21 protein-coding genes are annotated in these 25926 nt (G+C 45.6%); 17 read left to right on the forward strand and 4 right to left on the reverse strand.

Going from position 1 to position 25926, the window contains the following annotated elements; genetic code table 11:
• Positions 1–66: 66 nt before the first annotated feature.
• The 6 genes from CR164_RS08655 to CR164_RS08680 all read left to right on the forward strand — a co-directional run bounded on the left by CR164_RS08655 (position 67) and on the right by CR164_RS08680 (position 10006).
• Complete coding sequence (locus tag CR164_RS08655) at positions 67–2844, forward strand: DUF748 domain-containing protein (RefSeq protein ID WP_110023551.1); 2778 nt, start codon at positions 67–69, stop codon at positions 2842–2844.
• A gap of 163 nt (positions 2845–3007) precedes the next feature.
• Complete coding sequence (locus CR164_RS08660; protein ID WP_110023552.1) at positions 3008–3709, forward strand: PHP domain-containing protein; 702 nt, start codon at positions 3008–3010, stop codon at positions 3707–3709.
• 30 nt (positions 3710–3739) lie between these two features.
• On the forward strand, positions 3740–4819 hold the full coding sequence (locus CR164_RS08665) for a metallophosphoesterase (protein WP_110023553.1): 1080 nt from the start codon (positions 3740–3742) through the stop codon (positions 4817–4819).
• Between the two features lie 271 nt (positions 4820–5090).
• A complete protein-coding gene (locus CR164_RS08670) occupies positions 5091–5930 on the forward strand; it encodes an SdiA-regulated domain-containing protein (protein ID WP_161953507.1) in 840 nt (279 codons plus the stop codon).
• A 106-nt stretch (positions 5931–6036) separates the two neighbouring features.
• Positions 6037–8781 (forward strand): BamA/TamA family outer membrane protein, encoded by a 2745-nt coding sequence (locus CR164_RS08675; RefSeq protein ID WP_110023556.1) that lies wholly within the window; start codon positions 6037–6039, stop codon positions 8779–8781.
• A gap of 136 nt (positions 8782–8917) precedes the next feature.
• Positions 8918–10006 carry an adenylate/guanylate cyclase domain-containing protein gene (locus tag CR164_RS08680; protein ID WP_110023557.1) on the forward strand — a complete coding sequence of 363 codons (1089 nt, stop codon included), beginning with the start codon at positions 8918–8920 and terminating at the stop codon, positions 10004–10006.
• A 94-nt stretch (positions 10007–10100) separates the two neighbouring features.
• Here CR164_RS08680 and CR164_RS08685 read toward each other — a convergent pair whose 3' ends face one another.
• Complete coding sequence (locus CR164_RS08685) at positions 10101–11291, reverse strand: Pycsar system effector family protein (protein ID WP_110023559.1); 1191 nt, start codon at positions 11289–11291, stop codon at positions 10101–10103.
• 320 nt (positions 11292–11611) lie between these two features.
• Between CR164_RS08685 and CR164_RS08690 the strand changes: the two genes are divergently transcribed.
• Positions 11612–12421: a phosphatase PAP2 family protein gene (locus CR164_RS08690; RefSeq protein ID WP_239994514.1), complete on the forward strand. Its 810-nt coding sequence runs from the start codon at positions 11612–11614 to the stop codon at positions 12419–12421.
• Here the strand turns inward: CR164_RS08690 and CR164_RS08695 are convergent.
• The 3 genes from CR164_RS08695 to CR164_RS08705 are packed head-to-tail and all read right to left on the reverse strand — an operon-like array spanning position 12418 to position 15275.
• The gene (locus CR164_RS08695) at positions 12418–13101 is read right to left on the reverse strand and encodes an HAD family hydrolase (protein ID WP_110023561.1); all 684 of its coding nucleotides are present in this window, start codon (positions 13099–13101) and stop codon (positions 12418–12420) included. The two genes, CR164_RS08690 and CR164_RS08695, sit on opposite strands and share 4 nt — an antisense overlap.
• Positions 13098–13757, reverse strand: coding sequence for a class I SAM-dependent DNA methyltransferase (locus CR164_RS08700; RefSeq protein WP_110023562.1), 660 nt, complete (start codon positions 13755–13757; stop codon positions 13098–13100). The genes CR164_RS08695 and CR164_RS08700 overlap by 4 nt, the downstream gene beginning before the upstream one ends.
• A 60-nt stretch (positions 13758–13817) precedes the next feature.
• Positions 13818–15275, reverse strand: a complete 1458-nt coding sequence (locus CR164_RS08705; protein ID WP_110023564.1) for an SLC13 family permease — start codon at positions 15273–15275, stop codon at positions 13818–13820.
• 182 nt (positions 15276–15457) lie between these two features.
• On the opposite strand from CR164_RS08705, the gene CR164_RS08710 reads away from it, so the two are divergent.
• The 10 genes from CR164_RS08710 (at position 15458) to CR164_RS08755 (ending at position 25920) form a co-directional block, all read left to right on the forward strand.
• Positions 15458–16333: a lysophospholipid acyltransferase family protein gene (locus CR164_RS08710; RefSeq protein ID WP_110023567.1), complete on the forward strand. Its 876-nt coding sequence runs from the start codon at positions 15458–15460 to the stop codon at positions 16331–16333.
• A complete protein-coding gene (locus CR164_RS08715) occupies positions 16314–16973 on the forward strand; it encodes a GNAT family N-acetyltransferase (RefSeq protein WP_110023568.1) in 660 nt (219 codons plus the stop codon). Before CR164_RS08710 ends, CR164_RS08715 begins: the two co-directional genes overlap by 20 nt.
• A gap of 40 nt (positions 16974–17013) precedes the next feature.
• Positions 17014–17265: a UDP-N-acetylmuramate dehydrogenase gene (locus tag CR164_RS08720; RefSeq protein ID WP_110023570.1), complete on the forward strand. Its 252-nt coding sequence runs from the start codon at positions 17014–17016 to the stop codon at positions 17263–17265.
• A gap of 159 nt (positions 17266–17424) precedes the next feature.
• Positions 17425–18537: a putative porin gene (locus tag CR164_RS08725; protein ID WP_110023571.1), complete on the forward strand. Its 1113-nt coding sequence runs from the start codon at positions 17425–17427 to the stop codon at positions 18535–18537.
• Between the two features lie 173 nt (positions 18538–18710).
• Positions 18711–19529 (forward strand): phosphate ABC transporter substrate-binding protein, encoded by an 819-nt coding sequence (locus tag CR164_RS08730; protein WP_110023629.1) that lies wholly within the window; start codon positions 18711–18713, stop codon positions 19527–19529.
• Between the two features lie 223 nt (positions 19530–19752).
• Positions 19753–20886 (forward strand): PstS family phosphate ABC transporter substrate-binding protein, encoded by a 1134-nt coding sequence (locus CR164_RS08735; RefSeq protein ID WP_110023630.1) that lies wholly within the window; start codon positions 19753–19755, stop codon positions 20884–20886.
• A gap of 187 nt (positions 20887–21073) precedes the next feature.
• Complete coding sequence (gene pstB, locus CR164_RS08740; protein WP_420820805.1) at positions 21074–21892, forward strand: phosphate ABC transporter ATP-binding protein PstB; 819 nt, start codon at positions 21074–21076, stop codon at positions 21890–21892.
• A 21-nt stretch (positions 21893–21913) separates the two neighbouring features.
• The gene (gene pstC, locus CR164_RS08745; protein WP_110023632.1) at positions 21914–23308 is read left to right on the forward strand and encodes a phosphate ABC transporter permease subunit PstC; all 1395 of its coding nucleotides are present in this window, start codon (positions 21914–21916) and stop codon (positions 23306–23308) included.
• Entirely contained in the window at positions 23301–24620 is a 1320-nt protein-coding gene (gene pstA / locus CR164_RS08750; RefSeq protein WP_110023573.1) for a phosphate ABC transporter permease PstA, read from the forward strand. Before pstC ends, pstA begins: the two co-directional genes overlap by 8 nt.
• 136 nt (positions 24621–24756) lie before the next feature.
• Entirely contained in the window at positions 24757–25920 is a 1164-nt protein-coding gene (locus tag CR164_RS08755; protein ID WP_110023575.1) for a PstC family ABC transporter permease, read from the forward strand.
• The last annotated feature ends 6 nt before the right edge of the window (positions 25921–25926 follow it).

A 25926-nucleotide genomic window follows, 5' to 3' on the forward strand; every position in this document is an offset into this window, starting at 1 on the left:
AAAAGATTGTAACCTTAAATTTACTTTTTTTGAAATAAAAGCTGCAACCCGTTTAATCTTACCAAGATGAGGAAGTTTCTCAAGTTTTTTCTGGTATTGCTGGTTTTGTTTGCAGGGTTAATTTCCGTTTTTCTTCAGGTTCTGAAACCTCGTCTGAGCGATTTCACCAAAGAGGTCCTGAACAACTTTTTAGAAGCAAAGGTCGATTACCGGGGAGCGGATATATCTCTTTTCAGGGCTTTTCCTGGAGTAAGCATCACTTTTCATGATCTGCAGGTTACGACGAAGAGTGCTGAAAGCAGTGATACGTTGGGGACAGCAGACCGCTTTTCCGTTGCTTTCGATCCATTGTCGGTTTTTTCAGGAGAACTCAAGGTTCATTCACTGAGAATTGAAAGGCCAAAGATAACTGTCGAGATGGATGGTGCCGGCAACAACAATTGGGATATTTTTTCACAAGCTGCTGCACGACAAGATGCTCAGAATACAGCCGATTTCGCTTTTTCTTTACGCGATTTCAAGATAAAAGACGGAATCATAGCATTCTATGACGGAGCCAATGGAAACAGTGTGCTTGTCGATGGTTTGAATCATGAAATGAAAGGGCGGTTAAGCAGCGGTTTATCGACATTGGTAACAAACAATACTGTAAAGAGTCTTAGTGTGGCTGTCGGAGGTGTATCTCGGTTACAGGATGTCAAAGCTTCGTTCGGTGCGGAAATTGTTGCTGATCTTGAAAAGAAAAAGTTCATACTCAAAGATAACCGTTTGGTGCTCAATGATCTCGGTCTTATGTTCAGCGGGGCGGTTTCTCTGTTCGAAAACGCTATCGACACAGATCTTGATTTCAAAGCCGAAAAAGCGACTCTGAAAGAGTTTCTTTCTCTCGTGCCGGTGGTTTATGAGCGTAACTATGAAAAAATTGATGCCGAAGGTGTTATTTCTCTGTCAGGTCATGTGAAGGGGCTTTATAAAGATAATCAGCTGCCTGCCTTCAGGCTGGATTTGGAGGTAAGCAATGGCAATTTCGGCTATAAAGACGTTCCGATAAGGGTCGAAGAGGTTGATTTCAAGGGAGGTATAGAAAACCCGGGCGGCAGTGCTGATAAAACTGTTCTCTTTGTTCCTGAGTTCAACCTGAAAGTAAACGGTCGGCCTGTTATCATGACGCTCGGTGTGAGTACACCATTTTCCGACCCTTTTTTCGATATGGCTATCGATGGTTCGATCGATCTTGCCGATGTTCAACGGATTTTTCGGATCAAAGATATGGACCTTACCGGCGATATACGATCAGATATCGTTGTTAAAGGGAGGCTTTCAGCTTTTAATGCAGGCGTTTCGGGATCAGGAGCGGCTGAAGCTTATGGATCGGTTACAGCAAAAGGCATTACCATCGCATCCGAAAAGTTTACTCCTGATGTTGCGATATCATCGGCACAACTCAACCTTTCGCCCGGTTATCTGGACCTTGTCGAGCTGCGCATGAAAACCGGGAAAAGTGACTTTGCCGCAAATGGCAGGCTGGAGAATTATATCGCATATATCATGAAAAAAGGAAAACTAACGGGAACTGCAGATGTTCGTTCAACTTTTGTGCAGCTCGATGAGTTTCGCAATCTGCAAGAAGAGAAAATGGCTGTAATGCTTCCTGACAATTTATCCATGAAAATCAATGGAACTTTTGACCGTGTAAGGTTCGATGACATGCTGTTCGAGGGTGTAAATGGATCAATCGTTCTCGAGGAAGAAAAGCTTGATTTCAACGACATCAATGCAGAGACTCTTGGGGGAAAGGTTTCTATCAATGGGTTTTACAATACGAAAGGGGGAAAAACGGACACGGATTTCAGCATTAGTGCGACCGAAATGAATATCGTGCGTTCCTATGAATCACTGGAATTACTCGAAAAGGTGGCTCCTGTGGCCGAATATGCGAAAGGTGATGTCTCGGCCAAGCTCACAATGCGTTCGCATTTGGATGATGATCTGAAGCCTGTTCCTGAATCGATTTCAGGCAAGGGCAGGGTGGAAACGAAGGGATTGCTTGTCGAAGATTTTCCACCGATCCGTAAACTGGCACTGCTTCTTGACGTCGATGCTCTCGATACCCTTAGAATTCCGGAGACTGCGGTTGATTTTGCCATCGACAAAGGGTTTGTAGAGACAGCGCCATTTTCTTTCAGGGTCAATGATATCAGGTTACACGCTTCAGGCGTTACCGGCTTTGATAAAAGTCTTGACTGGAAAATAGGGCTTGAAATTCCCAGGAAATATATTGGAAAAGCAGGATCGAAAACCATCGCCGGTTTGCTTGAGAAACTTCCGTCGGAAAGTATGGAAATCTCCCTTCCGGATACGGTCGTTGTCGATGCTGTGTTGAAGGGGTCGGTTAAAGAGCCTGAAATAGAGCTTGATCTGGGAAAAACGTCCAAACGTATTGCAGCGCGTTTGAAGGAGCGTATGCGGCAGACAATCGCTGATGAGCTTCGTGGCAGGTTTCTGCCAGAGCAGGAGGGAGATATCGCTGTTGGAGACAGCGGGAATGTTGCGGATATTCTGGAAAAAACAGCAGGCGACATTCTTTTCAACAGGAAGGGGGCTCGGAAAGATACAGCCGACACGCCGGAAAAAGAAGAAGGTACGTTACCTTCATTTATTGAAAACATTTTTGCTCCTTCAAAGAAAATGCCCCATGGACAAGAGACGGCTCGTGGCACAAGTATTACCGCAGACAGTACAGAAAAGAGTGGCGGTAGTGATGAGCCGGGCGACACAATAGGGGTAAACATCGGTGTTGACAGCGTTGAGGGAAAAAAGAGTATCATTGAGCTGTTCCAATGAACCATGATATTTCAGAAGAACGCTCGAAAGACCGCAAGCGTTTTTCATGAAGACAGTTTTCAGGAAGTTCACAAGGTTGCCGTTATCATGCAGAAGTTTATTCCTTACATTTTTGCTTGACAAGTGAGGCTTTTATTGGTTAATAACGTGCAGAGGGAATGCAATGCAATGGCTTTACTGTGATTTTCATATTCACACAACGTGGAGTGACGGCCAATGTTCCCTCGACAGGGTCGTCGAGTTATATGGGACGGCTGGATTTGACGTTATCGCGATTACAGACCATGTGCTCGACAGCAAAAGTATCATAAAAAGCGGAAAAAGAGAGGCCGAACTCCGTGCTGTCAGTAGAGAGGGTTTTTCCGGTTATCAGCAGGCCTTATGGGCGGCGGCCAGGAGGGCCTGGGAGAAGTATGCCATGCTGTTGATTCCGGGGATTGAAATAACAAACAATACATCCCGTTATCACATTCTTGCGCTCGATGTCAAGGACTATATATCTCCGGATCTCGATGTCGATACCATCATTGAGAAAACAAGAGCGCAGCAGGGTATTTCCGTTGCGTGTCATCCCTACGTGAGAAATCATTCGGGTGAAGATCCTTCGGTACATCTTTGGAAAAACCACGAAAGGCTTGCGACAATGTTCGATGCCTGGGAGGTTGCGAACCGTGATGATCTCTTTAATGTTGTTGGTTTGAAAAAGTTTAATTATATCGCTAATTCAGATTTTCACGAAGAACGACATTTGCTTTCCTGGAAAACGCTGCTGAGATGTGAAAAAAACATCGAGGCGGTCAAGGAGGCAATAAGAAACAATGACAGAGTATCTCTTTTTCTTTACAGAGGCGGAAAAATCAAATGATCTGCCGTTTTCAGGCGGGGCGGGCAGGGTATGAAGCTGCTTAACAACAATGACAAGCATCCGCATCTCGAACGTCTGCTGGAAAGGTCAAAAAATATCGATCTTGACGGGGAATCGAGGATTCTGATCCTGAGCGATTTGCATATGGGCAACGGGGGGAGACGTGACGAGTTCAGGCACAATGCTGCTCTTGTCGATGCTGTTATGAGCAAGTATTACCTTCCGGAAAAGTACAGCCTTATTCTCAATGGTGATATTGAAGAACTTTTTAAGTTTCCTCTCGATGATATCGTTGCTCAATGGCGGCATATTTATCAACTTTTTCTTCGTTTTAACGAAACAGGCTTTTTTTTAAGAACCATTGGGAACCACGATGCTTCGCTTCAGGATGAAAAAGATTACCTGTTGGCGCCTTTTCTGCTGGAATCACTGAAACTGTCCTATCGTCAAGAGAACATTCTGGTTTTTCACGGTCACCAAGCATCGGTTTTCCTCTGGGAGACATATCCGGTTGTCAGCCGTTCGATAGTCTGGTTTTTACGCTACGTAGCAAAACCGTTCGGTATCAGGAATTTTTCAATTGCTTATAATAGCCGTCGCCGTTTCGCAATTGAAAAATCGATCTATGATTTTTCCAATAACGCGAAAATTGTTTCGGTTATCGGTCATACACATCGCCCTCTTTTTGAATCGCTTTCCAAGGTTGATTATCTCAACTATCGGATTGAAGAGCTTTGCCGTGCGTTTCCTGCAGCACAAAAGCAAGAAAGGGAGATAATACAAGATAAAATATCGACTCTCAAGGAAGAGCTCGCTGCCTGTTACGAGCAGGGGAAAAAAATCGGTTTGCGTAGCGGGGTATACAATAACCTGACTATACCCAGTGTTTTTAATTCAGGGTGCGCTATTGGCAAGAGGGGAATCACCGCACTGGAGATAGACCACGAAAAGATACGCCTTGTTTACTGGTATAACGGTAAACAGAGCCGGAAATTTTTAAGTGATCGTGACAGCCGTCCGATACGACTTGATGGAACAAGTTATTACAGGATTGTGTTGAATGAAGATCACCTTGATTATGTTTTTTCCCGTTTGCATCTGTTGGCGTGATTTTACTATGATATTCGCAAGAGCCCCCAGGTTTCGTTCTATAAAATCAAAGTAACTGTTTTAAAGGTCAAGCCGGAAAGTGACTGAAGAGAAAAGATGCTCTATCGAAAATATCATTCGCTAAATTAAACACTTAATTCCGCAGACTGATTGCTTGACTTGTCTGCTAACTATGATATATATACCATACATGAAGCGCTTGCAGTTCTTTTTGTTTTTATGCATTTCCTTTTCTGTGTTTTTTTATGACTCTTTGTTTGCAGAGGAGTCCATGCTTTCGAGGTATGATCTCGGTAGTCCGGAAAATCATCTGAAACTCGCTCCCGTACTGAAAGAAATTTCAGGAATTGCCGTGACGGATGATAATCGATTGTTTGCTCATGATGATGAAAAAGGGACGGTTTATCAGCTTGACATGAAAAGTGGTAAAATTATCAAGCGTTTTTCAATCTTTGAGAAACGCTGGTTTGGCCGGGAGCTTGTCATGGAAGACTTTGAGGACATTGCAGTTTTGGGCAAACGGTTTTATATGGTTTCCAGTGCCGGGGTGATTTACGAGTTTCGAGAGGGAAATGATGGAGAAAAGGTGGAGGCTGTCAGGCATGAAACATTTCTGAACGATCTCTACGACGTCGAAGGACTTTGCTATGATCCGGAGTCAGATGCATTGTTGCTTGCCTGTAAAGAATACCCGAAAGAGTTTTCATTGCAGCAGTTGGTCCTTGACAAAGAAAAATCAAAACTTAAGCAGAAGCCGGTTTATTCATTTTCACTGGAAAGCATGTCACTTGACAAAACCCCGAGGTTTCTTATTGACAGCAAGTTTTTGAAAAAAAAGAGTGCGAAGAAAAAATTCAAACCTTCGGCTATAGAACGTCATCCTCAGTCAGGGACATTTTTTGTCCTGGCGGCAAGAGGAAAGCTTCTTGTAGAAATTGATCCCCAAGGGAAGATTATCGATGTTGCCCGTCTTCCGTCAAAAGATCACGCTCAACCGGAAGGACTCGCTTTTACTGCCGATAATGAGATGCTGATCAGTAATGAAGGGGTTGGAGGAAATGCAACTTTGCTTAAGTATTCGATACGAAAACAGCGCTCATCTTTGCAGTAAGTTGCTTTGAAAGGTTTTTTGTCACGAAACCTGTATATTTGTTGCTCTTATATTCATTTCATGATTTTTGGCAGGTCAGGGAAAGACTTTCAATATCGGGAACGTTATGAGATTTTTTTTGAAAAAATATATCGTAACGGGGTTGGTTATTGCCTCGACCTCATTATGCTCATTTTCGATTGGCATTGCCCAACCTCAAAAGATTCCCAAGTCTATTATCGGCGACCAAAAAAGAGTACAGGTTGTTCCAGGAGAACACTACAGGGCAAGCTCCTTACATCGTATGCTTTTTGGTGATCACTGGCGTTCGCTCTGGACATCTCCGATGGATGTTGATGTTCTTGATTTACAAAGCTTTGCCGGGGGACTGAAACCTTACAAAAAAGGAGGTGGCTTTCAGACAATCAGTCTCCGTTTCCGGGGTTCTGATGGAAAACAATATCGTTTCAGGACTGTTGACAAGGATCCGACAAGAGGGATGCCTGAAAAGTTGCGCGGCACTGTGGTTTCAGCTGTTGTTCAGGATCAGGTGAGCTCTTCAAACCCAGCAAGCGTTGCTGTTATTTCGCCTTTACTCGATGCGGCCGGAGTTCTGCATGCGCCTGCCAGGTTTGTCGTTATGCCTTATGACCGTGAGCATCTCGGGAAGTATTACGAAGAGTTTGCAGGTCTTCTCGGTACGATTGAAGAGCATCCCGATGAAAATGACGGGCCGGTAAATGCGTTTGCAGGAGCGGACAAGGTTGTCAAGACCGATACCATGTTCGAGGCGCTCCAGAAGGATAACCGGAACAGGGTGGATGCAGAGGCCTACCTCAGAGCCCGTCTTATCGATCTTTTTATCGGTGACTGGGACAGGCATGCCGGTCAGTGGCGATGGGCGGGTTTCAGGGAAAAAGGAGAAGTTGTTTGGCGCCCTGTACCTAAAGACCGCGATAATGCCTTTTCACGTCAAGATGGTGTGTTTTCCTGGGTAGTAACCCAGGTTATTCCACACATAGAAGGGTTCGGTGATGACCTCGATGAGGTTTACTTTCTTTCCTGGTCAGGTCGCCCTCTCGATCGTCGCATTTTTCCCGGTTTGTCCAGGGTTCGGTGGAAAGAGGTGACAAACGAATTGCAGACTCTTTTAACGGATGAGCTTATAAACGACGCTGTGCGTCAGATGCCGCCTGCCATGTATGCAGAAGAGGGAGAGAAGATTCTGCATGATCTTAAAACGAGGCGTGATCTTCTGGTCGAGGCCTCGGATGAGTTGTACCGAATTTATGCTGAAGATGTTGATATTTATGCCAGCGACAAACCGGAATTTGCGAAGATAGAACGTAACGGTGACGGTACTGTCGCCGTGAAGATTTACAGAATGCAGGATGATTTGGCATCGCGGGATGCTGTTCCTTTTTATGCAAGAGTATTCGATCCGCGGCACACTGCTGAAATAAGATTATATCTGGAAGGTGGAAACGATTATGCTGTTATCGACGGTATCCTCGCGGAGGATATAGATGTTCGGATTATAGGTGGAAAAGGAAAAGACAAAATCATTGACAGGGTGACAGCTTCAGCCGGCGGTTTCAGCACAAGGGCCGGGAACTATCTTTATGACCGGGGATCGGAAACTGACTTCGGCGAAGGTAAATATACGGTTGTTGACAACAGCAGGATCGAGGACCCGATCGATGAGCGCGCGAAGTATGGTTTCAAAGCCAGAGATTATGGTCGTGAACTGGATGCATCTATTGCAAATCTCAGATTGGATTACGCTCCGGAATATGGTGCTTTTCTTGGATGGGGGGTTGTTCTCGAGGATTATGGCTTTCGCAAGGACCCTTATAATTACAATATGGAACTGAGCGGTGGTATTGCATATGATCCCGGCTCCGAGTTTCGTTACAAGCTTGAATACAGAGGTGATTTTCGTTCGTTTATTGACGGTACGGAGTTGCTTCTCGAAATTGGAACAACCGAGCTTGACGTTATCAATTTTTATGGTTTCGGAAACGAATCGTCTTTTGATACATCTCTGTACGACGAAGATGATTTCGAGATAAAGCAGCAATTGACCTGGATACGCCCGACACTGCAGTTTCCGGCCAACTCCGATTTTCAGTTCAGGACCGGTTTGGAAGCAAAATTCGTCGATCTCGAGGTTGAACCCGGTTCACAGCTGGAAACCATGGCTCCTTATGGTATCGATGAAGATTTTGTCGGCAGTATTATTGCTGGGTTTCGCTATGATAACCGTGACTGCGGTAAGGGAATCATGCTTTCACCCACAAATCAGCTAGGGCGGCTTGCTCGTGGAAGGACCTTTTGTGCTACGGCAGCTTTGAGTGGTATGGTGCTGGACATTGAAGGTGCGTACTATCCGGAGCTTTTTGGAAACAGTAACTCATTTTGGAAAGTCAAGGCTGAAGGGACCGCTTATCTCCCCTTGCCTTCATTGCCTTATTCAAGGCTTGTTTTGCGGGCGGGCGGAGAGAAGATCTGGGGAGATTTTCCGTTCTATGAGGCTGCGTATATCGGAGGTTCGGAATCGATTCGTGGCTATGACAAACAACGTTTTGCAGGGGATGCGTCTCTCTATGCCAATTCTGAGTTCAGGTTCTACCTTGCTACGTTCAAGTTTTTTGTCCCCGTTATGTTCGGCCCTCTCGCATTTATCGAAACGGGCCGGGTTTTTTACGATGGCGAAGATTCCGACAGATGGCATACAGGGTATGGTGGAGGACTTTGGTTCGGTTTCATCGAACCGCGCTATGCCTTGAGCATTGCCGTTGGCAGAGGTGTTGACAGTGCAAGGCTAACCGATGATATTGGCATATACGTTAGAACCGGATTCAGTTTCTGAGTAATTCTCCTGGCAATTGGTTTGTTATAGTTCTAATTTGTTTTTTTGATTCGTATTCCCTCCTGAGGAATTCCTCAGGGGGGACGTTTGTTTTGGGCTCTGTACTCGAGTTGGCCAACTACGCGACTTTTTTATTATGCGAACTCCTCTGAAGATATCCCGAAATTTGAAGAGTATAGGGCGGATTATCTTCGGTTTCATGATGGCGCTCTATATTTATCTGGCTTTTTTTAAAGCCTTGAGCTGTACCTACGAAGAGTTTGTATACCCAAATTATTCCTTTGTTTTCGTCTTTTTTACCACTGTTGGATTTGTTATTGGGGCAGCTGTTGCTGTATCGGATGTTTTTTTTCTTTCGAGGATCACCAGTAACCTCAATTTTCTTCTGACGCTTTTTGTCAGGACAGTATTCTATGTCATCATCGCTTTGATGGTGCTGCTGTTTTTCGTGGTTTGGGATGAATACCGATTACCGGGTAACGCAGGTGTTTTTTCTTCTGAAAGATATCTCAGAACGTTTTTTTTCGGGGAGTTTTTTGTCCTGGTTTTGTTCCTGACTATAGTCGGTATTGTGATCAACTCTTTCCGGCTTGTTGTTCAGAGGGTTGGGGAAAAAAATTTCTGGAATGTTGTCGTGGGAAGATATCATACCCCTCATGAGGAGGAAAGGGTTTTCATGTTTCTTGATTTGTACAGTTCAACTGCTCTTGCTGAAAGCATGGGACATGAACGTTATCACAACCTTCTTTATGATGTTTTTAATGATATAGCCGAACCGATTACCACATATGGTGGTGAAGTCTATCAGTATGTTGGTGACAGTGTCGTTATCACCTGGAATATTCAGGATGGCACGAAGCGACTGAACTGTATTCGCTGCTTTTTTGATATCCTGAAACGTATTGAAAAACGAGCCGGAGAATATGAGATGCGCTATCAGCATGTTCCGCATTTGAAAGCCGGGTTACATGCCGGCAAAGTAATGGCTGGTGAGGTCGGGGTGGAAAAGAGGGAAATTGTTTTTCACGGAGATACGGTCAATACAGCGGCAAGGATTCAGGAGGAGTGCGTTGAAATGGGTGAGCAGATTCTCTTGTCGGAAGAGCTGCTTTTTCTTTTTCCTGCAAAGCAGTTGAAAAAATTTGCTACACGTTTTAAAGGAATCATTTCTCTTAAGGGCAGAATGTCACAAGTTGCGCTCTATACCATCAGCGAGATGGAATGAACCGTTGCAGCATACGTTTATGGGTGCTTCATGTCGTGCGCCATTTGTTTGTATCGTTGTGTACAACCGATGATAAACGCTGTTTCGCGTGCGTTCAGTTGGTGAATGCGTAAGCATAAAGGCTGATCGAAATAATCAGGCCAACCATGAAAATTTCATAGGATAGTTTGAGATACTTGTATTTTTTATCGAGGACCTTCCCAAGATAATAGGTATCTCGTATCATGTTGGCAATATAGTACGGTTTATCCTTCAGCATCTCTTTGACTCCCCATTCGTATTGATCGATGTCGAGATTGACGAATGATCCGAAGAACAACAGGTTCGCTTTTCTGTTCTTGATATCTTCTATGGTTGTTTCATGGCGTGTTACTTTCGGGCGTGTGGCGAGCACGGATGTGATAATTGTTGCAACGCAGGTGAAAAGCATCAGAAACGTCGGTATGATAAGGTCGGGAAGTTGATCGAGTTTTCGAACAAGAAGTGAAATGATAATGGAAAAAATGAGCGAGTTTGTCTGAATCATAATGTTTGCTTTCTGATCCACGATAGCGCTGAAGCTCACATGATTTCTGGAAGATGTTCGGTAATACACCTCCATGTTTCGCTCGACACCCCGGTTTTTGGTTGCATTTTCCTTGTTCTTTTTTTTCGTTTCTTTTCTTTGCTGCTTTCGGAGTTGTTCTTTCTGTAGCTCATGTTTCAGCAAAACAAGGTTTTCCTCTTTTTTGCCATTGAATTTTTCTTGAGCCAATGCGGTGAAAAAGCTGTGTTGGAGAAAAAAATCGATACTGAGCTGAAGCCATTCGCTATCTGAAAAGGGCAAGCCTCTGTTGTTTTCGAGTTCAATTCTCAAAAGCTCGCTTTTCTTCTTATAGTTATCCGAACCCAAATTTGATAGGTCGGCATCACATACAATCTGCTGAAGCTGGTTCCGGGGAGATTGTGGGATTTTTGTCGCATGAATGCAACCTTTGATGATCTCTATCGTTTCTTTGTCAATACCTTCCTCGACAAGAAACCGTTCGGCAATTTCTGCACTTTTTTCTTCGTGTTCGATCGGGGAGTCTATGTAGCCGATATCATGAAACCAACATGCAAGCAAGACAAGAAGCACGGATTGTTCGGACAGGCCTGTACCTTCCGCAATTTCCCGTCCGAAAGCAACGGTTTCTTTAGTATGTGTCAGATCGTGATAAACGCCTGTGTTATGCTTCCCACTTTCTGCGAAACGCTGTGAAACATAGGCTGATACTTTTTCAAGGAGTGTGTTATTGACAGTCATTACGCTATATTAACAGTACTGTTGACAGTATGGTGTGTTTTTTCTCTATGAACTTTGGGTTCAGCAACATGATTCCTTTTTTTGTACTGACCTGATGGAATCGAAATTCTTGCCCTTTTTCTCAGGAACCTGGTTTCTTTGTTCTCTATGCAACAGCCTCCACCCCATCCTGAAAGTGTATTCGATCATGGCAGTTTAAAGAAGTACCTGTATAATAATTTAGGAACTCCTTTTGCATAAAATCAAAGGGATTTTTTGTTATAAGGACTGTAATGAATGTTATGGACAATTTGTCTAAGCTTTTCAGGTGTCTTACGGTAATGTTTTTTTTGCTGTGTTCATTGTTTTTTCATGGGATACCGTCAGCAGAAGCTGGAAACCGTTCGACAGGTGATATCCTGGAAGATGATGTAGCTCGTTTCGCTCATGATTTCAGGAGTATCTTTTCTTCCCCTGCACATTTTGATGGCAGTGACTGGATGACGGTTTTTGCGGTTGCAGGTACAGCGACTGCAGCCGTGCTGTGGGTCGATGATCCTGTTCGGGAGTATATGCTCGACAATCGTTCTGGCTTTATGGATGATTTGGTTTCTGTCGGTGATTACTATGGGAAATTATCTACAGGTTACTATCTGGGATCGACTCTCTATGTTGCCGGTATTGTCAGTGAAGATGAATGGGTTCGCTACACAGGGCGGGCCGTACTTGAAGCTCATACATTTTCTCTCCTTATTACGGGTATTCTTAAAGCGGTTACAGGTCGATCGAGACCGTATCTTTTTGAAGGAAACAAACAGTTCAACTGGTTTGAAAAAGAAAACAGCAGATGGTCTTTTCCTTCGGGTCATACAACTGCTGCATTTGCAATCTCATCAGCATTGAGCAGAAGAATCGATAGGCCTTGGGCAACCACCGGTCTTTATGCTTTGTCGGGTATTACTGTGCTGGACCGGATATATGACGACAAACATTGGCTTTCCGATACCATAATCGGGGCTGCAATAGGTACAGCTGTTGGGCTCGCCGTAGGAAAAATGATCAATGAAGAGGAAGCCAGACGAAAAAAGGGCGGTTTGGAGTCCTTGAACGAGCGCCCGGTCGAGCTTGTGCACTTCTCACTGAGTTTTTAGGGTGTAATACTTTGCGTATTGTTTGCAGAAAGTATGCTGATTATTGCCTGAGGTTTTTCGACTAACAATTTTGCACCGCTTTCGAGTAATTCTTCTTTTGTTCTGAAGCCCCAGAGTACCCCCAAAGGAAGCATTCCGGCTGCATTCGCCGTCAGCATGTCTACGTTACTGTCTCCTACATAAAGAATCTCTGCCGGGTCGATTTTCATTTCCTTCGCCATCAAAAGAGCTCCTTGCGGGTCCGGTTTGTGGTTGATTCCTGGGTGGTGCCCTGTGACGCAATCGAATTTCCACCGGGAGAGCAGGGTTTCGACACATAGCTTCGTGAATTTGTCCGATTTGTTGGAGAGCACCCCCTTTTTTATCGAAGTGGTATCCAGCCAGTCAAGTAACTCGTCAATACCGGGATACGGCCGGGTATTGTTTTTCCAGGTTACTGCATAACGTGCCAGCATTTCCTGCATGAGTCTTTCGAGAAGTTCCCGCTGATTTTGCAGATCGGGTGGAAGCGCTCTTCGGACCAGTTCGTTCATGCCGTACCCGACAAGGTAGCGGAACTGGTCTATGTCGTGTGTTGGATAACCGTTGTCGCCAAGAACGTAGTTAAGCGTGTCTGCCAGGTCCTTAAGTGAGTCGAGAAGTGTGCCGTCGAGGTCGAAAATAACTGCTTTGAAGTTCATTGCTCTGTGCTCTTTCGTGCAGTGGCCAGAAAAACGGTATACGTTTTTTCGATGTTTGCACGGTTGGTTTTTGTCAGTTTTGCCGCAGTTGAAAAAGAAATGTCTGTAAATCCTTGCTGTAACAACTGTTTTTGAAACAGATTTCTTCTGAACCCATGATGGACCTTTTCATTGCTGTCGTTGTGAAAGTAGCCGTCTTCTTCATCAAGATCGGCAATTGCCAGATAACCACCCGGAAGCAGTAGTGAAAAAAGTTTTTGTAGTGCCCCATCGACGTTTTCGATATGATGAAAAGTCATACTGCTGAAAATGAGGTGATACTTTTTTGTCTGTTCAGGTATGTGAGGAAAGGAAAAGATATCGGAAACGACCGGTTGTATATTGGACGTCCGTTGCTTGCAGATTTTTTTGTTCAGTTCATCGATCATCTTTTCCGACGTGTCGAGGGCGGTCAAAGATGCTATCATGGAAGAAACAGGGCAGGTCAGGAGCCCGGTTCCACATCCTATTTCCAAAGCATTCCAGTCTGTCTGAAAAGGGAGCTGTTTTTTCATCGATTGCGCTACTTGCCGGGCGAGGTTTACCCTCCGTGGGTTTGCATCCCATGTTTCAGCAGCGGCATTGAAATGGGGGCGATTGTCTGGGCTTTGTTTCAAAAGAGATCTTTTTCCTCTTATACATCAGTATAGCAAAGGAAGGTAATTAAAAAAATCCCGTTACAGAAAATATAAGAGTATCAAAAAGTTGGTGGTTATGAGAAAGGCAGCAATGAGGTTCATGAAAAAACCGAGTCGAAGTAATGTCTTGATGGAGACTTTTTCGAGTCCACCGAATGCGAGAGCGTTGACAGGGGTAGCGACGGGGCTCATAAATGCTCCTGAAGCAGCAACCGTGACAAGCAAAAGCAAAAGGAGCTGTTCAGATTGAAAGAGCGGTTGCATGGCGACTATCGCCGGGGTGACGACAAGCAGAACAGTGGTATTGTTGAATATTTCTGTAACAAATATCGTTGACACGGCAGTAAGGGCATAGAGGATGGCCGGACTGTTGGAAAAAGAGGTTGCCCAGGCAATGAATTTTTTTAGCACGGTAAAAAGCCAGCCGTCTATATCCTGAGTTGCTGGATTGTCTCCGACTGATATGATTAATAGCAGTAGTACAGCTGTAATGCTCATCAGAAGAATGCCGAACCAGGGGATTTCAAGCATAATCCGATTGATCGATAGTACAGAATTGAAGTTGTGTATGGAGAGAGACTTGAAGTTTTCCCCAAAAAGGGGTTTCCAGAAAAAATTGAGCGTCCGCAGCAGAAAGTTGTCAAGCGTGGTATAAGCGTTCCCTAATGGAACTCCGAGTCTTTTTTCGAGCTGCTCCAGTGTTTTGCTGACAAAGATAAGGGGAAACGCCATGAGAAACAGGAATAGAAACGTAAGATTTTTCAGAACATTTCTTGGCGTTCGGGCTTTGCGGGGAAAGATGAATGCAAAAAAAAGAATGGTTCCAAGGTATCCGAGAAACGAAAGGTCAACGATATTCATTCCTGCGACCAGAGGATCTGGTTTGAAAAGAAACTGGGCCGCGCTGAGAAGGAAGGTGAACGTGATGTTGCTGAAAAAAAAGATGAGCGGTTTTTTCGGCAAGAGAGAACCCATCCTGTGCGGTGTCGGTAAAACCGATGGTTCAAGGTCTGAAGGGGTATGCGCCAGGATAAGCCATCTTCCGGCAAGGATGAGCATGAACGAAGCCGGGACGCCGACCATTAGCCAAGAAAAAAAAGTGACATGTTCCGCACCGGGTAACGCTTGAAAATTTGCGAAGCTCACTGCGGCAACGTTCAGCGGGCTCCCGGTCAGTGAGGCCATGCCTCCTGTATTTGCGCCGAAGATCAATGCACAGTAGAAGAGAGCTGCAAGTGTCTTGTGATTTTTCACGTTTCCGAAAATAGCCATCAGTTTTCGCACTACCGGCAGCAAGGCAAGAACGACGACCGTGTTAGAAAAGAAGATCGATAAACTGTAGGAAAGAAAAAGGGTTGCCGTCAAAAGTCCGCCTGTTGTCGTGCGGGAGTGATCGAGAAAATAAGTGATGAGTCTGACATGGGTTCTGGCCGCAATCAGTATCTGGGAGAGTAAAAAACCGATTATCAGGACAATTATGTTTTGTAACCAACTCATGTGAAAACGGTCTTGGGGATAAGTTCGGTGATGGCTTTCTGACGCTTGCACTTCAATGTATGGCTCGGGGGACCTGCCAAAGCGCTAATGTCACGAGTTTACACAATATTTACCAAACCGTAACCATTCGGCAACATTCTTTTGAGTATCTCTTTATGTAACTACAATAAAAGGGATCCTTCATGAAAAGCTTTTTCAGAATGAGCTATTTGCGCGAAAATCTCTTCGGCAAGCTCCCGTTTCTGAAACCGGTCGAATCAATGTTGTTGAGGTTTTTCATGATTCCGACTCTTCTTTTTGTTCGCGCACAAGGCCTTGAATATATCAGGGATAGGCGTGAGCCTGTGATTTTTGCGTTCAACCACAACAACTCGATTGAATCGATCCTGGTTCCGACTTTTCTTGTTTATCACAGCGGTGGACAGAAGATCAGCTTTGTTGTTGACTGGATGTATGGAAAAATACCATTGATAGAGCAGATTTTCGAGCGGATGGACCCGGTTTACGTCTATCACAAGCGCTCTACCCTCAAGTTTCTCGAATCAAAAAGACCTAATGCGGGGCGTCCTGTTGATGTTGTTTCCCTTTGCTGTGAAAAACTCAAGGATGGCAAACGTGTCGGTATCTTTCCCGAAGGAAAACGAAATAAAGATCCTTTCAGGCTTCTTAAGGCAAAGCCGGGCATTGGGCATATTGCTCTTCGGTCGGAAGCTCCTGTCGTTCCGGTAGGAATCAATTGTGTATCCGGGGGAAAGAAAAAAAAAGTTCGCTCGTTAGGCAGGATTTCGCTCAACATAGGTGAACCTTTACGTTTTGATGACCTTGCGAAGGCTTACCACCAGGCGGGTAATTCTGACTTTTCATCATTTACTACAGACAATGAGCAGCATATGCTTGCCCGTGCTGTGACAAACAGGGTGATGTCTGTAATAGCTGGATTGTGCGGTAAGGAATACCCTTTTTCGACACTTGCAGTAAAATCGCGAAATACAGCAAAGGTGATTCAAAAAATAACAACCATACCATCAAGGAGGTCATATGTCCTGTATAACGGTTGAAAGGGTGTTGTCCAATGAAGCACGCAGAGATGCTGTTGAAATTATTGAACAGGTGTTCAAAAAGGAAAAAAAGTGGATCAGTAAGGCACAGGGGCAATTGCCCAAAACCCTCGAAGAAACGGATACCTACTCATGGTTTCTTGCGAAAGTCGATGATCGACCGGCAGGGGTCCTGAGATTAATGTATGATCCACCTCTCGAACTTCCTCGGGAGTATGATGTCAGATTGCTTCCCGGCGTCAATATCGAAAAAATGAAACAGGAGGGCCGTTATGTGGAAATCGGCCGTTTTATGATCAAGAGCGAGTTTCGAAAAAACCCGAGAATTGCTCTCCGCCTGATGCGCACGGCTACAAAAGAGGTCATTGAAAGAGACTATACTCATTTTATTACGGATGTATTCGAGGGAGAGCCCAACTCTCCTCTTAATTTTCATACAAGGGTTCTTGGATTCGAAGTTATCGGTAAGCACCTGTTTGGCGATCTGAACTGCAGTTCTACCCGTATCATCCTCACTCTTGACATCGTAAAGGTATATCGCAGGATTCGCAACAGCCGGAGCAGGGTGTACGGTGAGCTTACCGAGGGCATACGGGGAATTCTCGATCGAAAGCTCGCCGCAGCCGGACCGCGAATGTAAACAACTCTTCAGGGTTTTTAGGTTAAAAGCGAGGTGATCTATGTTGAAACTTGAGGAACTGAGGGACGCGATCAAAGGAGAGATTTTTGTCCAGGAAGATATGGCGAAACACGATATCAAAAAGGTTGAAGGCGTTGCCGATATTCTGGTCAAACCTGCAGGGAAAAAGGATCTCGCAAAAGTTCTTCAACTACTCAGGAAGTCCCGTTTTCCTTATGTCGTAATCAACAAGAAAGGTAGAGTGATTTTTCCTGACGAACGATATCATGGTGTTGTTATCGTAACAGATTGACATGCCGGATTTTGCAGACAAAAGCTTTGTAACAATATCGTTTCATACCTGTAACAGTTCCTTAACATAATGAGTTGTAGATTATCCCCCGACGAGGGCAAAAGCAGCAAATGCCCATGTTCATTGTAAGCAAAACCAGAAAACATAATCTGTTTTATTATGAAAAAATTTATTGCGCTTTTTGCTTTTCTGCTCGTTTCGGGATGGAGCACCGCTCATGCAGTTGATTGGAACTGGAAAGGTGACATTCGTTATCGTTACGAGTCGAAGCTGGACGAATCCAAAGACGAAGACAATAGCAGGGACCGTCATCGTCTCCGTGTTCGTATCGGTGTATTTCCTTGGATCAACGAGGAACTGAGCGCAGGAGTCCAGCTTTCATCCGGTTCCGATGATCCGGTTTCACGCAACCAGACGCTCGGTGACGGATTCGCTCCGAAAGATATAAGGCTTAACCAGGCGTTCATCGACTATCATCCGATGTTCCTCGATGGTGAAGCAAACTTCATCTTCGGTAAAAGAGAAGTCAAGCAGACGCTTATCCGTGTTAACGACCTTGTCTGGGACAGTGATCTGACGCTCGAAGGTATGACTTTCCATTTCGGCAAGGACGGCAAGAAACAGCGCCAGGGTTTGAATGCCGTAGCAGGATATTACTTCATCGACGAGATCAAGACGGGTAAACCATTTGATGAAGAAGATCCATATTTCTGGGCAGCTCAGCTCGCTTATACAGGTCAGGCCGGGGATCTCGGTTTCATGCTTGGGGCAAGTTACTATGATTATGTCAACATCGTTGGTATGGGTGAAGGTGTTTTAGGCGATTGGGCTGACAGCTTCTATGGTAATTCCGGTAACGGTGTCTATGAGTACGACTATGATATTCTCGAGATCTTTGGTGATGTCGGGGGGAAATTCAGCGGTGGTCTTCCTTGGAAGGCTTATGGCCAGTACGTTATGAACGTTGCAGATGACGTGGATGAAGATGACAAGGGTTATCTTGTCGGCTTCAAGTTGGGTAAAGCAAAAAAAGTCGGTCAGTGGGAGGTCGATGCCAACTATACCTATCTTGAAAAAGATGCCGTTCTTGGGGCTTATACTGATTCCGATCGCTTTGGCGGTGGTACCGACGGCCAGGGTTTCGAGGTTGGTGCTAAATATCACCTTGTTCAGAACATGACTCTCGGTCTGAAGTATCTCGGCCATGAAAAGGGGATCGACAGTGAAGAGGATGTTCACATTCTGCAGGCTGACATGGTTGTTAAGTTCTGATATACGAACAATTGTACCTTGATTTGTGTTGCTGTTCTTTCTTCGTTGGGTGAGTTGCAAGGCTCACGCTTGCTACCGTTACCGCTTCTCCTTTGAACGGGAGAAGCGGTGATTTTTGGGAGAGACTGCAAAGCTTTTCTATTTTTTAAATTTCATAATTAAGAAAGAAGATGATGAACAAGATGAAAAAAATGCTGATGCTTGTTGCGGTTTTCTGTTTTGCCGCAGCCGGACCTGTTCAGGCCAAGGATGCTATTGTCATGGACGGTTCAACAACAGTCGGCCCGATCGCTAAATCTTTTGCGGCTTATTTTACGAAAAACACGGGAGTTCAGGTTACCGTCAGTGAGTCAGGCAGCGGTAACGGCGCCAAAAGTCTCATCAATGGCGCCTGTGATATCGCCAACATGTCCCGTCCGATGAAAGAAAAAGAAGCTAATGCTGCAAAAGCAAAGGGAATCGACCCTGTAGAACATGTTGTCGCTCTCGACGGACTGTCGGTTGTTGTGCATCCGAGCAACTATGTCGCTGCACTGAAAATCGAGCAGATCCGTGATATTTACACCGGCAAAGTTACCAACTGGAGCAAAGTTGGGGGGCCAAATGCAAAAATCGTTGTTATCCAGCGCGAGTCAAACAGCGGTACTCAGGATTCTTTCAGGAAACTTGTTGTCGGTAAAGGCAATCCTGTTACAAAGCGTGCTGAAACTCAGGCCAGCAATGGTGCTGTTAAAAGCCGTGTCGCATCAACTCCTGCCGCTATTGGCTTCATCGGCCTTGGTTTTGTCGATGACTCGGTCAAGCCTCTTATTGTAAATGGTGTCGAGCCAAGTGAGGAAACCGTTAAAAACGGTTCCTACCCGGTTGCACGTCCTTTGTTCATGTATACAAATGGCCAGCCTGCAGGCGTTGTCAAGGAATTTATCGATCTGCCGAAAACCGATGATGGCAAACGTATGATCAGCGAACTTGGTTACGTTAATCGCTATTAATGCCAGTAAATGGATTGATGGCGGTTTTTCTGACAGTAAAAGCCACCTCTTGGTTGGGGGTGGCTTTTTTTATTGTGTTTGATACAGTTGTGTTACAACTTTGTCAACAATTATTGACAAGAATAGATAAATGAAGATCAAATTGTAACTACTACAACATACCAATCATGGTACGTTCTTGCTGTTATTCTCTATTTCAAATAAAACAATCAAGGGGATGGAAATGAAGAAAACTGTTTCTTTGGCAGCGTTTTTGCTGTTGCTGGCAGGTTCTTTGTCGGTGATCAGTTGCGGTCCCAAAGCGGATCAGTCCGGCAAGGAAGAGGAGGTTGTCCGTAAGACTGACCAGGCAAGCGAAGGTGCACAGTCCGCACGTGACTATATCAGTATTGTCGGTTCCTCGACCGTGTATCCTTTTGCAACGGTTGTGGCCGAGCGGTTTGGCAAAACAACGGATTTTAAAACTCCTAAAATCGAGTCGACCGGTTCTGGCGGTGGATTCAAACTGTTTTCGGCCGGGGTAGGGGTGGAACATCCGGATATTACCAACGCTTCCCGCAGGATCAAGAAATCCGAATGCGAGAAATGTGCTGAAAACGGCGTAGCAGAAGTTGTTGAGATAAAGATCGGCTATGACGGTATCGTTATGGCAAACTCGAAAAAAGCCATGCCATTCATGTTGAGTCGCAAGGATATCTTTCTCGCTCTTGCAAAAGAAGTTCCTGCTCCCGGTGGTACGGAGGGTGAACTTGTTGCCAATCCATACACAACGTGGAAAGAGGTAAACCCGGATCTTCCGGAAATAAAAATCGAAGTGCTCGGCCCACCTCCTACTTCGGGAACTCGTGATGCTTTCGTGGAGTTAGCTATGGAAGCGGGGGCTAAGGAGTTCGGATGGATAAAAGCGCTCAAAAAAGAAGACAAGGACAAGTTCAAGAAAATCAGCCATACTCTCAGGGAAGATGGTGCGTATATCGAGGCTGGTGAAAACGATAACCTGATCGTTCAGAAGCTCGACGCCAATGCCGACGCTCTGGGTATTTTCGGGTTCAGCTTCCTTGATCAGAACAGCGACAAAATTCAGGGTACTTTTATCGACGGCGTTCAACCTGCTTTTAGTGCTATTGCCGATGGCTCATACCCTCTTTCACGTCCCCTGTTTTTCTATGTCAAAAAAGCGCATGTAGGGACGATTCCGGGAGTCGGTGAATACCTCGAGGAGTTTACATCCGAGAAGGCATGGGGCGATGAAGGGTATCTTACTGAAAAAGGTTTGATTCCTATGCCTCAGGAGGAGAGAGAGGCATATGCGAAAGTTGCAGCGGAACTCACTCCAATTTCCTGTGACGAATTGTAGTTCGCCAGTGACAGGAGCAGTTGCGTATCACTTTTTTTCATGGCCGGCAGATAAACTGCCGGCCGAAAATATTCTGGCCGTTGCGATATTTTCAGGTTGCTTTTTCCCCGATGAGAAACAACTTTTATGGTGGTGAAGGTAGATATATAGTTTGTCGGATATGCAAGATGTACTGAAAAAAAAGAGCATGGAAAAACGTATTCTTGCTCCAAGGGACAGCCGTAAAACAGTTGGAAACATCAATGTTCCCAATCCACGAATGGTTTGTCGAAATGTCAATGTCTATTATGATGACAAGCAAGCAATTCGAAATGTATCGATCGATATCGGGTCGAACGAAGTGCTTGCGATGATTGGTCCGTCAGGATGTGGGAAATCAACCTTTTTGCGCTGCTTGAACCGGATGAACGATACCATCGAGAGTTGTCGTGTGAGCGGTCAGATTTTTTTCGACAGTTCGAATATCTATGATTCCTCCGTTGATGTCGTGCCTCTCAGGGCACAGATAGGTATGGTGTTCCAGAAACCGAACCCTTTTCCAAAGTCAATCTACGAGAACGTCAGTTGGGCTCCTAAAATTCATGGGCTTGTAGAGTCGAAAGCCGATGCGGATGAGATTGTCGAAACCTCTTTGCACAAGGCCGGTCTATGGGATGAGGTCAAGGATCGACTTGACCAGCCGGGTACAGGCTTGTCCGGAGGGCAACAGCAGCGTCTTTGTATCGCCCGTGCAATTGCCGTCAGTCCGGAAGTTATTCTCATGGATGAACCCTGTTCTGCGCTCGATCCAATAGCAACTGCAAAAATCGAGGACCTCATTGATGAGTTGCGAAAACAGTACACCATTGTGATCGTAACGCATTCCATGCAGCAGGCGTCACGGGTCTCGCAACGTACAGCGTTTTTTCATCTTGGCGACCTGATAGAAGTGGGTGCAACCGGGGCTGTTTTTACCAAGCCGTCCCATCAGTTGACCGAAGACTATATTACCGGTCGATACGGCTGAGGAATCAATCGAGCAATGTTTATGATCTCACCAATTCTCCTGCTGCTTCTGACATTGCTGGCGTTGTCGGTTGCAGGATTTTATCTTGGTCGAAAAAAAGCATCCGCTGTGGCGAGAACAGCGGGAGGGCAACATAAACTGCATTCGCGTTCGAATTACTATGGGATTTTAACCGCATTGTGGTGCTGTCTACCGGCCTTTTTCCTTTTTTTACTCTGGCTGATTTTTGAGCAACGTATTGTCACCGCTCTCGTAATCGCGGATCTTCCACTTGCATTGCAGCAGCTTCCCCAAGAGCGTCTCATGCTGTTTGTGCAAGATGTTCGGAATTTGGCGAGTGGGAACATCGTTTCCGGTGAGATAACTCCCGAGATGAGGAATGCCGCGACACATTTCCTGGAGTTGCAGGGTATTGGCACCATGATTACAAGTGTGCTTGTGGTTGTGGTTGCTATAGCAGGTATGCTGTTTGTCTATCGACGTATAACACCAGGGCTCCGGGCCAGGAATCAGGTTGAGATCGTCATTAAATCGCTTTTGATTGTTTGTTCCACCATTGCGATTTTCACAACGGTAGGCATTGTGCTTTCTGTGCTGTATGAAGCCATTCGTTTCTTTCGTCATGTGCCGGTTACGGATTTTTTGTTCGGTCTCGAATGGAGTCCACAAATGGCAATCAGGGAGGAACAGGTTGGTTCTTCGGGCGCATTCGGAGCCGTACCCGTTTTTGCAGGGACATTGCTTATTTCCGCAATTGCCATGATGGTCGCCGTTCCGGTCGGCTTACTGTCCGCTATTTTTCTGTCTGAGTATGCCGAGAAAAAAATCAGGGCTGTTGTAAAACCCCTTCTGGAAATACTTGCAGGTGTTCCTACTGTTGTCTATGGCTTTTTTGCAGCTCTGGTCGTTGCTCCTGCCATTCGGACGGTCGGTTCGCAAATGGGGCTCGATGTTTCTTCGGAAAGTGCCCTGGCGGCCGGACTGGTAATGGGAATCATGATTATTCCGTTTGTTTCTTCACTGTCAGATGATGTCATAAATGCGGTTCCCCAGTCCCTCAGGGATGGAGCTTACAGTGTGGGGGCAACCAGATCGGAAACCATCAAACATGTACTGATTCCAGCGGCACTGCCGGGTATCGTCGGAGGGATTTTGTTGGCGGTATCACGGGCGATCGGTGAAACCATGATCGTTGTCATGGCGGCGGGTCTTTCGGCTAACCTTACGGCCAATCCTCTACAAGCTGTAACGACCGTGACGGTTCAGATCGTTACGTTGCTGGTGGGAGATCAGGAATTCGACAGTCCAAAAACTCTTGCTGCATTCGCACTCGGGCTGGTGCTATTCATTGGAACGCTTTTGTTGAATATCGTTGCCTTGACGGTAGTGAGAAAATATCGGGAGAGATATGAGTAGCCAGAGGAAACAGCAGCCGGTTGCAGGCGATGGGGGCCATTTTTACCAACAAAAGGAACGAACAATCGATATCGTTAACAGAAGGCTGGCGCAACGATACAGAAAAGAAAAGCGTTTCAAGCTCTACGGTTTGTTTTCTATCATCCTCAGCATAGTATTTCTCAGTGTTCTGTTAACGAGTATAGTCTCCAATGGTTACAGTGCTTTTTTTCAGACCTACATCAAGCTCGACGTAGTCCTTGACACAACGATGCTCGATCGGGAAAATCTCAGGAAGTCGAACTTTCAGGGAATTATCAAACAATCGATCACCAAGCTTTATCCTGAGGTCCGGGATCGGAAAAGTAAACGTGAGCTTTATGCCCTGTTCAGTTCAGGAGCTGCTTTTCAGCTTCGCGAAGCAGTTTTGAAAAATCCGGAACTTGTCGGCAAAACGATATCTCTCTGGGTCCCGGCTGATGATGATGTGGATATGCTTGTAAAAGGGCATAGTAAAAGGGAGCTTCCGGAAAGCGAAAGACGTCTTGACGACAGGCAGCTTGAGTGGATAGACAAACTGGTCGATCAGGAAAGAATTGAAAAAAAGTTCAATGTCACTTTTTTTACAGCCGGAGATTCGAGAGAGCCTGAACTGGCTGGAATCTGGGGGGCGGTAAAAGGCTCTTTTTTTACATTGCTCGTTACTCTGGCGCTTTCTTTCCCTATAGGGATCGCTGCGGCTGTCTACCTCGAGGAGTTCGCTCCGAAAAACCTTGCAACGGATTTTATCGAAGTCAATATCAACAATCTGGCAGCCGTGCCGTCGATTGTTTTCGGATTACTCGGTCTTGCTGTTTTTCTTAACTTTTTCGGCATGCCAAGGTCCACCTCTCTTGTGGGTGGGTTGGTTCTCATGCTGATGACGTTGCCGACAATTATTATTGCCAGCAGGGCAGCGCTCAAGGCTGTTCCCCCGTCAATTCGTGAGGCTGCTTTGGGTGTTGGTTCTTCGAAAATGCAGATGGTTTCGAACCATGTGTTGCCTCTTGCACTTCCGGGAATGCTGACCGGCACTATAATCGGAATGGCGCAGGCGTTGGGTGAAACCGCACCGTTGCTGATGATCGGTATGGTTGCTTTTATCGTTGACATCCCCGTTGGTTTTACCGATCCTGCAGCTGTCATGCCTGTACAGATATATCTTTGGGCTGACAGTCCTGAAAGGGCTTTTCTCGAGCGAACATCAGCCGCCATCATGGTTTTACTTGCTTTTTTGATAGTGATGAACGCCGTAGCGGTCATCATGAGAAAGCGCTTCGAAAAGCGTTGGTGATAGCGGTGCTGTAGTATCAGATGTAACAGATTTGTAACATGACGGGCATTGTCAGCTCCAACATGAGAGTATACATTACAGTACAATTTTCGTATGCCTTTCAATTATCTTTTTTCAGATTCAAGACACGTTTTGTATGGCTGAAGTGACAGTGGATGGCGGGAAAAAATCAGATGCTTTTGTGCTCACTCCTGAAAAACTTCGCAGACAAAGAATCGCAAGGTTTTTCGGGGAAGGTTTTCTGCTGGTAGTGGCATCATTTGTCGCTATCGTCGTTCTCTTCATTTTTTACTTCGTCGCCGTTGACGCCATTCCTTTCTTTCAACAACGGGGATTTGTAGAATTTTTTACCAGCACCAGCTGGTATCCGGCTGATGAGCCCGGGGAGTTCGGAGCTCTGGCCATTATCTATGGTAGTGGTATGGTGACCATCGGGTCTGCACTTATTGCCGTACCTCTTGGAATATCTGCAGCTATATGTCTGAGTGATGTTCTGCCTTTTTCAATAAGGCAGTATGCCAAGCCGGTCATTGAAATGCTCGCAGCGATTCCTTCAGTTGCTTATGGCTTTTTCGCGCTTGTTATTTTTGCTCCTCTTCTTCAGAATTACGGTGGTCCGATATTGATGTGGGCATGGTGGCTTATTGCCGGTCCTTTTGTGATTCTTGCTGTCATCGTTGTTTCCGATCTGTTGACTTCAGGGGACAAAGGCGGGTCGAAACGCGAAACAGTGCGGTTCATAGTGACAGCAGTGCTGGGCATAATAGCGGTTATCTTTCTCTACTGGGTGGGAAAGACGCTTAATGCAATCCAGATTCTCAGTGGAACAAATGCTCTCAATGTTTCTCTGATTCTCAGTTTCATGGCATTGCCGACTATAGTCAGTGTTTCTGAGGATTCCCTGCAGGCGGTCGGCCGAGAGTTGAGAGAAGGCAGTTATGCACTCGGGGCAACGAGAGCGGAAACTATAGTGAAAACGGTGCTGCCGGCCGCCAGCAGCGGTATTCTCGCGGCGGTTATCCTCGGTATCATGCGTGCCATAGGCGAAACCATGGTTGTATGGATGGCATCGGGTAACTCTTCGCATATTCCCGATCCCTGGTATAATTATCTTGATTCGATACGAACCCTGACGGCGACCATTGCCGGTGATATGGGGGAGGCGGATCAGGTTACAGGATCTGCCCGGTACCATGTTCTTTTTGCAATGGGGCTTCTGCTTCTTGTTTTCAGTTTTATCAGTAACCTTGTCAGCGAGCGAATTGTTGTTCGGCAGAGGAAGATTCTTGCCGGTGAGTAGGCCACT

Source organism: Prosthecochloris marina (genome assembly GCF_003182595.1).
GTDB lineage: Bacteria > Bacteroidota > Chlorobiia > Chlorobiales > Chlorobiaceae > Prosthecochloris > Prosthecochloris marina.